Source organism: Nocardia seriolae NBRC 15557, from assembly GCF_007990715.1.
GTDB classification, from domain to species: domain Bacteria; phylum Actinomycetota; class Actinomycetes; order Mycobacteriales; family Mycobacteriaceae; genus Nocardia; species Nocardia seriolae.
Window position 1 is genome coordinate 1 of sequence record NZ_BJWY01000163.1, and the last position, 13674, is coordinate 13674.

Annotated in this window: 13 protein-coding genes; 6 read left to right on the plus strand and 7 right to left on the minus strand. The window is 67.7% G+C overall.

The window, feature by feature from the left end; all coding sequences use genetic code 11:
- Positions 1-5: 5 nt before the first annotated feature.
- The 4 genes from NS2_RS32285 to ctaD form a co-directional block, all read right to left on the minus strand.
- Positions 6-749: an aminoacyl-tRNA hydrolase gene (locus tag NS2_RS32285; RefSeq protein ID WP_228102472.1), complete on the minus strand. Its 744-nt coding sequence runs from the start codon at positions 747-749 to the stop codon at positions 6-8.
- 14 nt (positions 750-763) lie between these two features.
- Positions 764-1234: a protease inhibitor I42 family protein gene (locus NS2_RS32290; RefSeq protein WP_145961798.1), complete on the minus strand. Its 471-nt coding sequence runs from the start codon at positions 1232-1234 to the stop codon at positions 764-766.
- Positions 1235-1376: 142 nt separating this feature from the next.
- On the minus strand, positions 1377-2651 hold the full coding sequence (gene serB / locus NS2_RS32295; RefSeq protein ID WP_045440214.1) for a phosphoserine phosphatase SerB: 1275 nt from the start codon (positions 2649-2651) through the stop codon (positions 1377-1379).
- A gap of 89 nt (positions 2652-2740) precedes the next feature.
- The gene (gene ctaD / locus NS2_RS32300) at positions 2741-4477 is read right to left on the minus strand and encodes an aa3-type cytochrome oxidase subunit I (RefSeq protein ID WP_071811696.1); all 1737 of its coding nucleotides are present in this window, start codon (positions 4475-4477) and stop codon (positions 2741-2743) included.
- Positions 4478-4680: 203 nt separating this feature from the next.
- Between ctaD and NS2_RS32305 the strand changes: the two genes are divergently transcribed.
- Positions 4681-5781: an ABC transporter substrate-binding protein gene (locus tag NS2_RS32305; protein ID WP_063897700.1), complete on the plus strand. Its 1101-nt coding sequence runs from the start codon at positions 4681-4683 to the stop codon at positions 5779-5781.
- 205 nt (positions 5782-5986) lie between these two features.
- On the opposite strand, the gene nrdF is transcribed toward NS2_RS32305, so the two are convergent.
- Together nrdF and mgtE are read right to left on the minus strand one after the other, a co-directional pair.
- Positions 5987-6949 carry a class 1b ribonucleoside-diphosphate reductase subunit beta gene (nrdF, locus tag NS2_RS32310; protein ID WP_033087154.1) on the minus strand — a complete coding sequence of 321 codons (963 nt, stop codon included), beginning with the start codon at positions 6947-6949 and terminating at the stop codon, positions 5987-5989.
- 244 nt (positions 6950-7193) lie between these two features.
- Positions 7194-8609 (minus strand): magnesium transporter, encoded by a 1416-nt coding sequence (mgtE, locus tag NS2_RS32315; protein WP_230464634.1) that lies wholly within the window; start codon positions 8607-8609, stop codon positions 7194-7196.
- A 442-nt stretch (positions 8610-9051) separates the two neighbouring features.
- Here mgtE and NS2_RS32320 point away from each other — a divergent pair, with 442 nt between their 5' ends.
- The 4 genes from NS2_RS32320 (at position 9052) to NS2_RS32335 (ending at position 11833) form a co-directional block, all read left to right on the plus strand.
- Positions 9052-9738: a response regulator transcription factor gene (locus NS2_RS32320; protein WP_033087155.1), complete on the plus strand. Its 687-nt coding sequence runs from the start codon at positions 9052-9054 to the stop codon at positions 9736-9738.
- A complete protein-coding gene (locus NS2_RS32325) occupies positions 9735-10289 on the plus strand; it encodes a hypothetical protein (RefSeq protein ID WP_143161235.1) in 555 nt (184 codons plus the stop codon). Before NS2_RS32320 ends, NS2_RS32325 begins: the two co-directional genes overlap by 4 nt.
- A gap of 3 nt (positions 10290-10292) precedes the next feature.
- Positions 10293-11039 carry a sensor histidine kinase gene (locus NS2_RS32330; protein ID WP_147207391.1) on the plus strand — a complete coding sequence of 249 codons (747 nt, stop codon included), beginning with the start codon at positions 10293-10295 and terminating at the stop codon, positions 11037-11039.
- Positions 11040-11176: 137 nt separating this feature from the next.
- The gene (locus NS2_RS32335; protein WP_033087156.1) at positions 11177-11833 is read left to right on the plus strand and encodes a histidine phosphatase family protein; all 657 of its coding nucleotides are present in this window, start codon (positions 11177-11179) and stop codon (positions 11831-11833) included.
- 22 nt (positions 11834-11855) lie between these two features.
- Here the strand turns inward: NS2_RS32335 and NS2_RS32340 are convergent, their stop codons facing one another.
- Positions 11856-12518 (minus strand): DJ-1/PfpI family protein, encoded by a 663-nt coding sequence (locus NS2_RS32340; protein ID WP_063897701.1) that lies wholly within the window; start codon positions 12516-12518, stop codon positions 11856-11858.
- A gap of 194 nt (positions 12519-12712) precedes the next feature.
- Between NS2_RS32340 and NS2_RS32345 the strand changes: the two genes are divergently transcribed.
- Positions 12713-13674 (plus strand): RsbRD N-terminal domain-containing protein (locus NS2_RS32345; RefSeq protein WP_036552540.1); only part of this gene is annotated, 962 nt, incomplete at its 3' end.

Consider the following 13674-nt stretch of genomic DNA (forward strand, 5'->3'; position numbering starts at 1 on the left):
GGACACTAGGGCACCGCGATCACAGTCGTCGACCCCGGGGCCACTTCCGTGAAACCGGCATCGCGCACCGCCACCGCACCACCCTCGGCCACACTCCGCCGCAATTCCGCCCAGCGGCCGGGATCGGCCTCCGCGACGGTGCACCGGAACCCTTGCGCGGCCCAGGCATACACCCGCCGCACCGATAGCGCGCCCGCCAGCAACATGCTGGCGTGCCCTACCTGTGCCGCGGCCTTGCCTACAGTCATACCCAATTCCGCGTTCACCCACAGCACCGGAGATTCCGGATCGATTGCGATCGAATCCTCGATGGGAAGTTCGGTGCCGCTGATCTGGAGTCGTTTGATGCGCGGATCGATGTCGCCGACGGGTCCGGGCACGAAGGCGCGGGCCTGCGCGCCCGCGAATTCGACTGTGACACCGTCGACTTCCTGCGCGGCCAGCCACTGCGCGCCGCGCGCCCGCCGCGCCACCTTGCGGATGCGGGACCGTTTCCAGGTCAGATAGCGCTCCTCCCATTCCCCGCCGGGCCCGACCCGCTCGTCCAGGCACAGCGCCACCACCGATGACGCCGCGGCCGCCAGCAGCGTGCTGCGCGCGGGCGGATCGTTCTTCGGAATGTGCAGCACCATCTGCATGGCCTGCACCAGCTCCGGATCCGCGGGGTCACCCCCGCCGCCGTACCCCCGGGCCAGCTCCGCGTGTCTGGCCGCGAATCCGGCATCGACGGTGGATTCGATGCTGGGCAACACAACTCCTCGAACTAGTGAACCGTCAGGTTCAGGGTGAAACGTTTGGCGGGTTCGATCCCTTGCTCCCACGCCTTCTTGTATTCCAGAACGAGTTGGGCGGCTCCCGGGCTCACCGCGACGAAATTCAGCACGGATTTACCGCCCACGCCGACCATGCCGTCCGGGTTGGGGTCCTGCTCGTACTCGGGCGACCCGTTCTGCTTCACGATGGTCTGATCCAGACTGCCGAGCACCCAGGCGTATCCGGTCGTCGGGTTGGCGTCCAGGGTGACGATCAGCCCCTGCCCGCCCGCCAGCATGAGAGCCTGGCCGTCGGAATCCGCCCCGACGGCCAGGGCCGGATGCGCGCCGGAGGTCGCCTGTACCACGGTGGTCACCGCCACGCTGGTCGCCGTCACCGGTTTCGCCTCGTTCGGATTGGAGTTGCCGCAACCGGCGACCGCGAGCAGTACCACCGGCCCGAGCAACACTGCGAATGGCACGCGCACGGATTCTCCTTCGGATCGTGGCCGGGTATCCCGACCACGGTACCGAGAGCGGAGCTGCGAGGGGCGCAACCGGATTGACCGCGTTGCGTGTTACCGCTCCACGCGTTGCGTGTCATCGCGCGGCGAGGTTGCGTGTTTACCGCCCCAGCGGGACGCGCCGGATGCCGCCGTCGCGGGAGTCGGCGGCCTCGATCTCGTCGCGGGTGACGCCCAGGATGAACAGCACCGCGTCCAGGAACGGGTGCGAGAGCGCGGCATCGGCGACCTCGCGCAGCGCGGGCTTGGCATTGAACGCGATGCCCAGTCCGGCGGCATTGAGCATGTCGATGTCATTGGCGCCGTCGCCGACCGCGACGGTCTGTTCCATGGCCACCCCGGTCTCGGCCGCGAAGCGGCGCAGCGCAACGGCTTTCGCCGCGCGGTCCACGATCTCGCCGACCACCGCGCCGGTCAGCTTGCCGTCGCGGATCTCGAGGGTGTTGGCCTGCACGAAGTCCAGTTCCAGCTCGTGCGCGAGCGGCTCGATGACCTGGCGGAAGCCGCCGGAGACGACGCCGCAGCGAAAGCCCAGCCGACGCAGGGTGCGAATGGTGGTGCGCGCGCCCGGGGTCAGTTCGATGCGCTCGGCGACCTCGTCGATGACCGAGGCGTCGAGTCCGGCCAGGGTGGCCACGCGCTGGCGCAGAGATTCGGAGAAGTCGAGTTCGCCGCGCATGGCGGCCTCGGTGACCTGGCGGACCTCGTCCTCGACCCCGGCGTGGGCGGCCAGCATCTCGATGACCTCGCCCTGGATCAGAGTCGAGTCCACGTCGAAGACGATGAGGCGCTTGGCCCGGCGCGCCAGCCCAGCGCGCTCCACGGCCACGTCCACGCTCTCCTTGGCGGCGACGGCGGCCAGCGCGGTGCGCAGTTCGGTCTCGGCCTCGGCGCCGACCGAGGGCACGGTGACCATGAGCTCGAGCCCGGTCACCGGGTAGTCGGCGATGCCGCGGATGGAGTCGATGTTGACCCGCTGCGCGGCCAGTTTGCGGGCGATGGCGCTGAATGCCCGTGCGGTGACCGGCGATCCGAGCACCACGACCGCGTGGGTGGACAGCTTCGCGCCCGAGACGGCGCTGGCCCCGATCGCCACGTCGACATCCATGCCGATGGAGGCCATGGCGTCCTCGAGCTGATCCTGCAGCGCCTCGGGATCGGTGGGATACGACACCAGCACGCCCAGGGTGAGCCGTCCCCGGATGACGACCTGTTCCACGTCCAGCAGGCTGACGCCGTTATTGGCGAGAGCAGCGAGGAGTACCGATGTGACGCCCGGCTTGTCGGGTCCGGTGACCGTGACCAGAACCGTCGTGTCCGCGCTCCGCCTCTCCGCGCTTGAACTCAATCGATAACTCCCATCTGGTGAACGCATCGTCCATGCCCGCGATGCGCTGTTCATTCTGTCAGAACGACAATGGCGGCCGTCTTTCGACGGCCGCCATTGTCAGCTGGATCTCAGCGCTAGCCGGAAACCTTCTCCAGCTCGTGCACGGTGTGGGAACTGGATCCCCAGCCCACGTGGGCCTCGGCGCGCATGCGCTCGACCATGTGCGGGTAGTGCAGCTCGAACGCCGGACGCTCCGAACGCACGCGCGGCAGCTCGTAGAAGTTGTGCCGCGGCGGCGGGCACGAGGTCGCCCACTCCAGGGAGTTGCCGTAGCCCCACGGGTCGTCGACGGTCACGACCTCGCCGTAGCGGTAGGACTTGAAGACGTTCCAGATGAACGGCAGCATCGACGAACCCAGGATGAAGGCACCGATGGTGGAAATGGTGTTCAGGGTGGTGAACCCGTCGGAGGGCAGGTAGTCGGCGTAGCGACGCGGCATACCCATGTTGCCCAGCCAGTGCTGCACCAGGAACGTGGTGTGGAAGCCGACGAAGGTGGCCCAGAAGTGCCACTTGCCCAGACGCTCGTCCATCATGCGGCCGGTCATCTTCGGGAACCAGAAGTAGATGCCCGCGAAGGTGGCGAACACGATGGTGCCGAAGAGCACGTAGTGGAAGTGCGCCACCACGAAGTAGGTGTCGGACACGTGGAAGTCCAGCGGCGGCGAGGCCAGGATGACGCCCGACAGACCACCGAAGAGGAAGGTCACCAGGAAGCCGACCGACCAGAGCATCGGGGTCTCGAAGGTGAGCTGGCCGCGCCACATGGTGCCGATCCAGTTGAAGAACTTCACCCCGGTCGGGACCGCGATCAGGAAGGTCATGAACGAGAAGTACGGCAGCAGAACGGCACCCGTCGCGTACATGTGGTGCGCCCACACCGCGATGGACAGCGCCGCGATGGCCATGGTCGCGTAGACCAGGGTGGTGTAACCGAAGATCGGCTTGCGGCTGAAGACCGGGTAGATCTCCGACACGATGCCGAAGAACGGCAGCGCGATGATGTACACCTCGGGGTGGCCGAAGTACCAGAACAGGTGCTGGTAGAGCAGGACGCCGCCATTGGCCGGGTCGTAGATGTGGCCGCCCAGGTGGCGGTCGTAGGCCAGGCCGAACAGCGCGGCGGTCAGCAGCGGGAACGCCAGCAGCACCAGCAGGCTGGTGATGGCGATGTTCCAGGTGAAGATCGGCATCCGGAACATGGTCATGCCCGGGCAGCGCAGGCAGACCACGGTGGTCAGCATGTTGACCGCGCCCAGGATGGTGCCCAGACCGGAGACGGCCAGACCCAGGATCCACAGGTCACCGCCGACGCCGGGCGAGTGCACGATGTCCGAGAGCGGCGCGTAGGCGGTCCAGCCGAAGTCGGCCGCACCACCGGGGGTGATGAAACCGGCGGTGGCCATGGTGCCGCCGAACAGGTACAGCCAGTAGCTGAAGGCGTTCAGACGCGGGAAGGCCACGTCGGGGGCGCCGATCTGCAGCGGCAGGATGATGTTGGCGAAGCCGAACACGATCGCGGTCGCGTAGAACAGCAGCATGATCGTGCCGTGCATGGTGAACAACTGGTTGAACTGCTCGGGCGACAGGAACTGCATGCCCGGGCGCGCCAGCTCGGCGCGCATGAGCAGCGCCATGATGCCGCCGACCATGAAGAAGGACATGGCCGTCACCAAGTACATGACGCCGAGAACCTTCGGGTCCGTCGTGGTGACCATCTTGTAGATGAACGAACCCTTCGGTCCTGTCCTTTGCGGATAGGACCGAGCCGCCTCCACAAGGCTGGCCGGCCGCGGTTCTACGGCAGTCACGAAACCTCCACAGGTATGCCATCGTTCGTACGCTGCTTCCGGCGTCCGGTTCGGCACCTGACGAACGACGGTTGGCTTGCGCTGTGAGAGATCGTAAACCGTGCCGCCGCAAGGGTCGGAACGGGTCCTACTCTTTGTCGTATTTCCCCTCTGAGATGTGCCCTTGGTCCCTGGGCGGCGCGAGCGCCTGTACCCTACGCTCCATGCCGGTGCGCGAGACTGCTTCCACCCGAAACACGTTCGCCCCCATTTCCTCCACCCAGCGCCGTCTACGCACGTCGCTGCTGGTGTCATCGGCGGCGGCGCTGGCCGTCGCCCTGGTCGCGGGGTGCGCCAAGACCGACGACAACTCCGCCGACATCGTCCGCACCACCACGAATATCGCGGGTGCGGGCGTGGTCGGGCTCGAGCGCGACACCGCCAAGGCGTGCCCGCTGCCGAGCAATCCGGATTCTGCTTCCGGGACAAGGACTGTCACCCACGCGGCGGGCAGCACCGAGGTGCCCGCGGACGCCAAGCGAATTGTGGTGTTGTCCACTTCCGCGCTGGACGCCGCATGTGCGCTGGGCCTGTGGGAGCGGGTGGTCGGCGCGGCCACCGTGGCCGGGGCCACGCCGCAGCCCGCCTACCTGGGCACCGGTATCGCCGCGATCCCCGGGGTCGGCCTGGTGAGCGACCCGGATCCGGCGAAAATCGCGGAGCTGAAACCGGATCTGATCCTCGGCGCGGCCACCGACGGCAATCGCTACGACGCGTTGAAGGCCATCGCCCCGACCGTGCTCGAGGGCGACGAGAACGGCTGGCAGGCCACCTTCGCCGGCTTCGCCGAGGCCCTCGACCGCAAGACCGCCGGGGCCAAGGCGCTCGACGAGTACCGCACCGCCGCCAAGGACGCGGGCAATGCGGTCAACGCGTCGCTGACCCAGGCGTCGGTGATCCGCTTCCTGCCCAATGCCATTGCGGTCCAGGGCGGCAACAGCTTCGCGGCGCAGGTGCTCGGCGACGCGGGCGTACAGCGCCCGGCCCCGCAGCGCGGCAACTCCTTCGACGTGACCTCGCTGAGCACCGAAACCGATCGCAACAAGGTCGAGGGCGACATCATCTTCCTCATGTTCGACGGACCGGACGGCCTGAAGTACGGCAAGTCGGTCATGAACGGCGACGACTGGAAGAAGCTCGGCGCGGTCGCCGACCGCCGCGAATTCGCGGTCGAGGACTCCATCTGGCACGGCAACGGCATCACCGCCGCCCGCGCCCTGATCGACGACATGCGCCTCAACCTGAACGGCTACGTGACCGACTGACCGCTCCCCCGCCACTCCGGGCCTTCAGCGGACGGCTCGGGTGCCGTGAACACTCATGCATCCGTGCGGGCGGTTGAGTATCGAAACTATTTCGGGCGTACCCGGTGAGTTACCCCGACCGTTGCGAAATCAGTTGCTGCGGTTAACATTCGGCCCCCGAGTGAGTCTCACTCGGGGGCCGAATGCGCGGCGGGTCAGGGGGCGCTCAGAACTCCCAGTCCTCGTCCTCGGTGTTGACGGCCTTGCCGATGACGTAGCTCGAACCCGAGCCCGAGAAGAAGTCGTGGTTCTCGTCGGCGTTGGGCGAAAGGGCCGACAGGATGGCCGGATTCACGTCGCACTCGTCCTTGGGGAACAGGCCCTCGTAGCCGAGGTTCATCAGCGCCTTGTTGGCGTTGTAGCGCAGGAACTTCTTGACGTCCTCGGTGAGGCCGACCTCGTCGTAGAGGTCCTGGGTGTATTCGACCTCGTTCTCGTAGAGCTCGAAGAGCAGCTCGAAGGTGTAGGCCTTGAGCTCCTCGCGCTCGGCCTCGGCGATGAGCTCGAGGCCCTTCTGGTACTTGTAGCCGATGTAGTAGCCGTGCACGGCCTCGTCGCGAATGATCAGGCGGATCATGTCGGCGGTGTTGGTGAGCTTGGCCCGCGAGGACCAGTGCATGGGCAGGTAGAAGCCGGAGTAGAAGAGGAACGACTCCAGCAGGGTGGAGGCGACCTTGCGCTTGAGCGGGTCCTCGCCGTTGTAGTACTCGAGCACGATCTCGGCCTTGCGCTGCAGGTTCCGGTTCTCCTCGGACCAGCGGAAGGCCTCGTCGATCTCGCGGGTGGAGCACAGGGTCGAGAAGATCGAGCTGTAGCTCTTGGCGTGCACCGACTCCATGAAGGCGATATTGGTCAGCACCGCCTCTTCGTGCGGGGTGATCGCGTCCGGGATCAGGCTGACCGCGCCGACCGTGCCCTGGATGGTGTCGAGCAGGGTGAGGCCGGTGAAGACCCGCATGGTGAGTTGCTTCTCATTGGCGGTCAACGTGTTCCACGACGGGATGTCGTTGGAGACCGGGACCTTTTCCGGCAACCAGAAGTTGCCGGTGAGCCGATCCCAGACCTCGGCATCCTTCTCGTCCTGCACGCGGTTCCAGTTGATCGCGGTTACTCGATCGATCAGCTTCACGCCCGTTCACACACCCTTCTCAGCTCACCGGACCCTGCGGAGTATCTCTGCCCTGAACACTACTACTGGTAGGTGACATCCTTTGGCAGCACAAGAAGTTGTGTCTTCACGTGTCTTCGCGCTGTCCTGCGAGAACGCGGAAAGGATGTGGGCGAGCACGCCACCGACTGGAGAAAGTTACAGCGGTGTAGTCCGTCACATCGAGCCGGGGTGGGGGCGTGTCGGGCCCCCACCTGTTTGCCGATCAGATGCCGAGCACCACTTTCGCGGTCGTGAAGTAGATGATCAGACCGGTCGCGTCCACCAGCGTGGTCACCATGGGCGCGGAGATCACCGCCGGGTCGATGCGCAGCTTCTTGGCCATCAGCGGCATGGTGCCGCCGATGGTGGCCGCCCAGCCGCAGATGACGACCAGCGCGATGCCGACCACCAGAGCGATTTTCGCGCCCACGAACAGCGTGCCGATCACCATGCCGACCACCGCCAGCATGCAGCCGAGAAGCAGACCGACCCGACATTCGCGCCAGATCACCTTGAACAGATCCGAGGGCCGCACCTCGCCGACCGCGATGGCGCGCACGCAGGTGGTGGCGGCCTGCGCGCCGACATTGCCGCCGGATCCGATCAGCAACGGAATGAACAGCGCCAGGTGCGCGGCCTGTTCGAGGGTGGGCTCGAAGAAGTTGGTGACGGTGACCGTGAGGGTGGCGGCGACCAGCAGGAGCAGCAGCCACAGGGCGCGGTAGCGGGCGAGCTGGAATACGCCCGCGGCCATGTAGTGGCCCTGCCAGGGGGAGGTACCGGCCTGGCGCGCCATGTCCTCGGAGTCGGCGGCCTCGATGACCTCGACGGCGTCGTCGATGGTGAGCAGCCCGACCAGCCGGTCCTCGCTGTCCACCACCGGCAGGTTGATCAGGTTGGCGCCCTGCATGAGCCGGGCCGCCTTCTCCGCGGAATCGGTGGCGCGCACCGAGACCGGCTCGGCCACAACCAGATCCGCGATCATCGCTTCCGGGGAGGAGAGCACCAGATCGCGCAGCTCGACCACGCCGATCAGGCGGCGGCCCGCGTCCACGACCGGGAGCGTGTAGACGGTCTCGGCATTGGCGCCCTTGGTCCGCACCGTCTGCAGCGCGTCGGTGACGGGCAGATTCCGCGGCAGCGCAACGACTTCCGGGGTCATGTAGTAGCCGACCGCCCCCTCCGGGTAGCCGAGCAGCGCCGCGGTCATGCGGCGTTCGTGCGGGCTGAGCCCGGCCAGGACCTTCTTGGCCACCTTGGCGGGCGCCTCGCGCAGCATGCGGGCGCGGTCGTCGGGATCCATCTCCTCGACCAGTTCCCGGAAGCTCTGATCGCGCAGGCCGCTGAGGATCTGCTGCTGGTCGACGGGCTCGAGCTCCTCGAACACGTCGAGCGCGCGGTCCTTGTCGAGCAGGCGGAAGGCCATCACCGCGCTGACCGCGTCCATGCGGGCCAGCTGGTCGGCGATGACGTGGGGCGCGTGATTGTCGAGCCACTCCATGGTGGGGCTCAGGTGGTGGCAGTCGACGATGGCGCGCAGGGAATCGCCCTCGGGGCAATTCATTTCGAGGCCCTCGGGGCGGTTCATTTCGGGGGCGCGCACGTCGGTGACGACGGTGGGCAGATCGGTCTGCGTCATGGCGGAACCTCGGCCGGATGGCGAGTCAGGAGTGAATGGGATGCACCGGATCACACCGCGGGCACCGCTCCACCACCGCCGGAAGAACTATCGACGGGATCGGGGGGCGATGCCACGCGGCCTTCGACTGGGAGGTTCACCACGCATGGACCTCACCCCCTCCGAAACCACTGTCGACAGAACAACCTCGTCCAGAATACAGAGGGTGACCTAATCGCGCGTGACCTGGCCGGTACTAACCGGTACGGACCGGTGGCGTGTCGGCGACAGCGGTCGGCGCGTGAGTGACAAGCGGCCGGAAAGCACTCGACCGGTCGGCCGATTCCGTGAGAAGGTCGGAATCCGAGGCGTGCGCCCGGCCGATCATTTTTCGATCATTTTCCGCAAAGCGACTGGCCGCAGCCGTTGGGAAGGCGTCCGGTATGCCCTAGTCTCTGCCTCTGTGCGTGTTTTGGTGCTAGAGGATGATCACCAGCTCTGCCGTGAGGTGACCGATGGGTTGCGCTCGGCCGGGTTCGCGGTGGACCTCGCCCAGAGCATCGCCGACGCGGATTTCAAGATCGCCATCAATCGCTACGACTGCCTGGTGGTGGATCGCGGCCTGCCCGACGGCGACGGCCTGGACCTGGTCGCCGGGGCGCGTACCGCCGGGCACACGGTGCCCGCGCTCATGCTCACCGGCCGCGACGGCCTCGACGACCGGCTGGCCGGATTCGAGTCCGGCGCAGACGATTACCTCACCAAACCCTTCGCGCTGCCGGAGCTGGTGATGCGGGTGCGGGCGCTGTGCCGCCGCCGCGAACAGCCCACCGCCTCGCGAATCGCGGTGGCGGACATCGATATCGACCTCATGCGCCGGCGGGTCACCCGCGGCGGCATCATGCTCATGCTCACGCCCAAGGAGTTCGCGGTCCTCGAACTCGTGGCCACCCGGCGCGGCAGCGTGGTCACCCGCACCGACCTCATCGCATGCTGCTGGGACGAAATGGCCGAGCCCGCATCGAATGTGGTGGACGCGGTGGTGGCCAAGCTGCGGCGCAAACTCGGGGAGCCGAGCGTGATCGAGACCGTGCGCGGGACCGGATTCCTGATCTCGGGCGAGCTCCAGCGCGGGGAGGCGGAGCGGTGAGTTCGCATCGCTCACCGGCCGTGGTACGGCTCGAGCGGGCCCGGTGGCTGATGACCGCGCTGGTCACCGTGATCACCGCGGCGGCCGTGCTGGTGTTCGGCTACGTGGCCGCCGCCATCGACGCGCACGCGCGCCAGACCCGGGCCGAGGATCGGGTCGAGCTGGTGGTGAACGGGCTGGCGCGCGCGATCCAGCACGACGACAAGCAGGTGCTGGACCTGTCGACCGTGATCGACGACGAGCTGGCCAAGGGCTCCACGGCGGTCGTGGTGGCGGTGCGCAAACCGGGCGAGCCGTGGAAGCAGGCGCACACCTACCAGCGCTCGCTGATGCCCGACGACACCCAGATCGCCACGCTCGCAACGCAGGTCGAGGATCACGCCGACGGGATCACCTACCAGGGCAGGCGCTTCACCGGCACGGATATCACCGGGCGCAGCGTCACGGTCGCGGGCAGTCCGGTGTTCTGGAACGACTGGGACAATATCGTCGTCATCCTGGCCGGGACCGAGTCCGCGGACGACGCCGGGGCGCATCGAACCCTGGTGTGAGAGTTGCTGATCGGCGGGTGCCTGGTGGTGCTGATGTCGGCGGCGGCCTCGTATCTGCTGTCCGGGCGCAGTCAGCGCCAGGCGCTGCGCATGCTCGACGAGCACGAGCAGTTCCTGGGCGACGCCGCGCACGACTTGCGCACGCCGCTCACCACTTTGAAGCTGCTCACCGAATCCAAGCCCAAGCCCGAAGACGTGCAGCAGACCCTCGCCGAAGCGCGGCGACTCGCGGATCGCATGGCGCGCTTGGTGACCGGCCTGCTCGCCCGCGCCCGCATGCAATCCGGCATCGCCGAACCCGAGCGCACCATGCTGCGCCTGGACCAGCTCGCCGAGGCCGTGGCCGAGGAGGCCGGGGACCCGCGCATCGTTGTCACCGCGCACCCGAGCGTGGTGGTGGGCGACCCCCAGCTGCTCAGCCTGGCCATCCGGAACATGCTGGAGAACGGCCTGACCCACGGCGCGGTCAACCGCGCGGCCCCCGTCGAGGTCCATGTCGCCGAGGGCCGGGTCAGCATCCGCGACCACGGCCCCGGCGTCGACCCGGTCATGTCCGCCAGCCCCTTCAACCGCGGCGCGGCGGGCCGCACCGGCCGCAATGGCATCGGCCTGGCTCTGGTCGCCTGGGTCGCCCAGGCCCACGGCGGCAACGCCTCCATCGAGCCCGCGGCAGGCGGCGGCACCATCGCCACCCTGTGGCTCCCGCCCGCCGACATCACGGTGGGCACCCCGACCGACGCCCGCCGCTAGCCCACTCCGCGGCGAGCGGCTCGCGGGCCTTCGGGTCGGCGCGGACCCGGCCGCGGCGGCAGGGCCGATCGGGTGCCGCCGCAGACCCGTCGCATTTCGGGCGTGCGGGGAGCCGTGGTTGTGATCACCATGGACGCATGGATGTCACGGGGAGTGGACTGCGATCGCTGACGATGGTGCGGCACGGCCAGAGCACGGTCAATGCGGTGCGCGATACCGGAGCCGAGGAATTCGCCACGGGCATACGGGATGCCGACGTGCCGCTGACCGAGCTGGGTGCCGCGCAGGCGGTCGCCACCGGTAAGCGGCTGGCGGAGTACGAGTCCGGCTTCGACGTGGTGCTCTGCTCGCCGTATCTGCGCACTCGCGAGACAGCCCGGCTGGCGCTCGCCGCCCTGCCCGCACCGCCGATCCATCTCGACGAGCGGCTCCGCGATCGGGAGACCGGAATCCTGTTCGGCCTGACCAGAATCGGCATCGAGCGCCGCTATCCGGATGAAGACCGGCAGCTGCGCCTGCTCGGCGGCTTCTACCATCGCCCGGCCGGGGGCGAGTCCTGGCCCGACGTCGCCCTGCGGCTGCGCCCCGTCCTGCGGGAAATGCACGGCCACGTCCTGGTTTTCACCCACGACATCGCAGTCGTGCTGACCCGCTACATTTTCGGGGAGATCGACGAGCCGACGATCAGCTCGCAGCCCTGGGCCCAGGTCCGCAACGCGTCGATAACCCGTTGGGAGCGCGGGGATTCCGGTATGAGACTCACCGTCTACAACGACATCGCGCATCTGGCCTGAGCGTCGTCCCGGCTCCCGGGCATCACCTCGGCGCGGTCGGATCCACCGAGCCCACCGTCCATTCCGCGCCCGCGGGCCAGTCGGTGCCGCGCGGGGGTTCGGGGTCGTATTGGATGCCCCGACGGACCCAGCGGGCGCGTTCGTCGCCGACGAGGCGCTGGAGCAGGTAGAGGGCCATGTCGGTGCCGGCGGAGACGCCCGCGGAGGTGATGATGTCGCCGGAGTCGACGTAGCGGGCGTCGGGGCGCGGCTGGATGGTGGGGTCGAGTTCGGCGAGGACGTCGAGGGAGCGCCAGTGAGTGGTGGCGGGGCGGTTCTTCAGCAGGCCCGCGGCGGCCAGGACCAGGGCGCCGGTGCAGACGCTGGTGATCAGGGGGATCCGATCGCGTTGTGCGCGAAGCCAATCCAGCATGCCGGTGTCATGGACCATGCCGCGGGTGCCCTGTCCACCGGGGAATACAAGAACATCCATGGCGGGCGCGGTCTCGAAGGAGTGGTCCGGTGTCACTTTCAAGCCTTTGGCGCACTGTACGACCGCGCCGGTGCGGGCGAAGGTGAACACCTCCCAGCCGTCCTCGGGGACCATGCGGGTCCAGAACGCCAGCACCTCCCAGGGCCCGGCGAAGTCCAGCTCTTCCACCCCGTCGAACAACAGAATCCCGATCCTGCGCGTCGCCTCGGCCATGCCCCGATGCTTCCATCCGGTAGCTGTGCGCTGTCATGCGGGTACCGCCTGGCGCATGTGAGAAGTCACAAGTCGGCCGGAAGCGCATTACTGTGGCTTCACAGCACGACTCGAACCCGCCGCTGGGAAATGCGGCATGCGTTAGCGTTTCAGGTCCCGGAAGGGGCGCAACCCGGGGGTGGAAGGGAGCACGGATGGCCGTGGAGATTCCGGCCCGGGCGGGGCTCACCGTGTCCGGTAGCCCGATATCGTCGCCGCTCAAGGACGTGCGCGGGCTCGCGCAGCACATGGTCGGACATTTCGTCGAGACGGTCGCGCCGTGCGGGACGCTGCCCGGGGACGCCATTCACGGCGACGTCACCGCCATCACCCGGATCTGCCTGGAATTGGCGGTCGGCATGCTGGACGGTCGCGATATTCCGGAGAAGACCAAGCGATTGGAGGAGGCCGCCGCGCAGTGGGCGCGCGAGGGCATCCCGATCGACACCATCCACCACGCCATCCACGAGGGCTTCAAGATCGGGTCCGAACTGGTGATGGCCAATGCCATGTCGCGGCACGTGCGCCAGGAGACCGAGGGCCAGGGCGCGACCCTGGTGATCGCCGCCGCCGACATGGACAACATCATGGACGGCGCGAAACTCGTGGTGGAACTGCTGGACCGGATGACCTCCGCGGTGGCCATGGCCTACGTGCGCGAATTGCGGGCCGTGGTGAGCGAACACCACACCGCCGTGCACACCTTGACCTCCGCGCTGCTGGGCGGGCACAGCACCTCCACCATGGCGCGCGAATGCGGCATCGAGATCGCCGAGACGTATCACGTGCTGGCGCTGGCGATTCCGGAACATCCGGAGGAGCGCTCCCCCACCGTGGACGGCGCGGTGGTGGCGCGGCGCAAGCTGCGACGGGTGCAGGCGGAACTGGCCACCCGATACCCGGACCAGGTGCTGTCGCTGCTGAGCGTGGACGGCGGCACCCTGCTGGTCCCGGTCTCCACGCTGATGGACTCCCAACTCGACGAGCTGATCGAGCAGCTGTCCCGGGCCGCCCGGGTGCCGATCACCGCGACCCTGGTTTCCGCTGCACCGCAACAGATTCCGGACGCCGCCGACCAGGCGCACGAACTGCTGGACATCGTGCACCGGTTAGTACT

What these genes read in the sequence shown, in the direction of transcription:
- NS2_RS32340 (WP_063897701.1), bottom strand. Translation starts at nt 12,518, where the DNA reads ATGGCCGAGGCGACGCGCAGGATCGGGATTCTGTTGTTCGACGGGGTG.
- NS2_RS32305 (WP_063897700.1), top strand. Translation starts at nt 4,681, where the DNA reads ATGCCGGTGCGCGAGACTGCTTCCACCCGAAACACGTTCGCCCCCATT.
- NS2_RS32335 (WP_033087156.1), top strand. Translation starts at nt 11,177, where the DNA reads ATGGATGTCACGGGGAGTGGACTGCGATCGCTGACGATGGTGCGGCAC.
- mgtE (WP_230464634.1), bottom strand. Translation starts at nt 8,609, where the DNA reads ATGACGCAGACCGATCTGCCCACCGTCGTCACCGACGTGCGCGCCCCC.
- serB (WP_045440214.1), bottom strand. Translation starts at nt 2,651, where the DNA reads ATGCGTTCACCAGATGGGAGTTATCGATTGAGTTCAAGCGCGGAGAGG.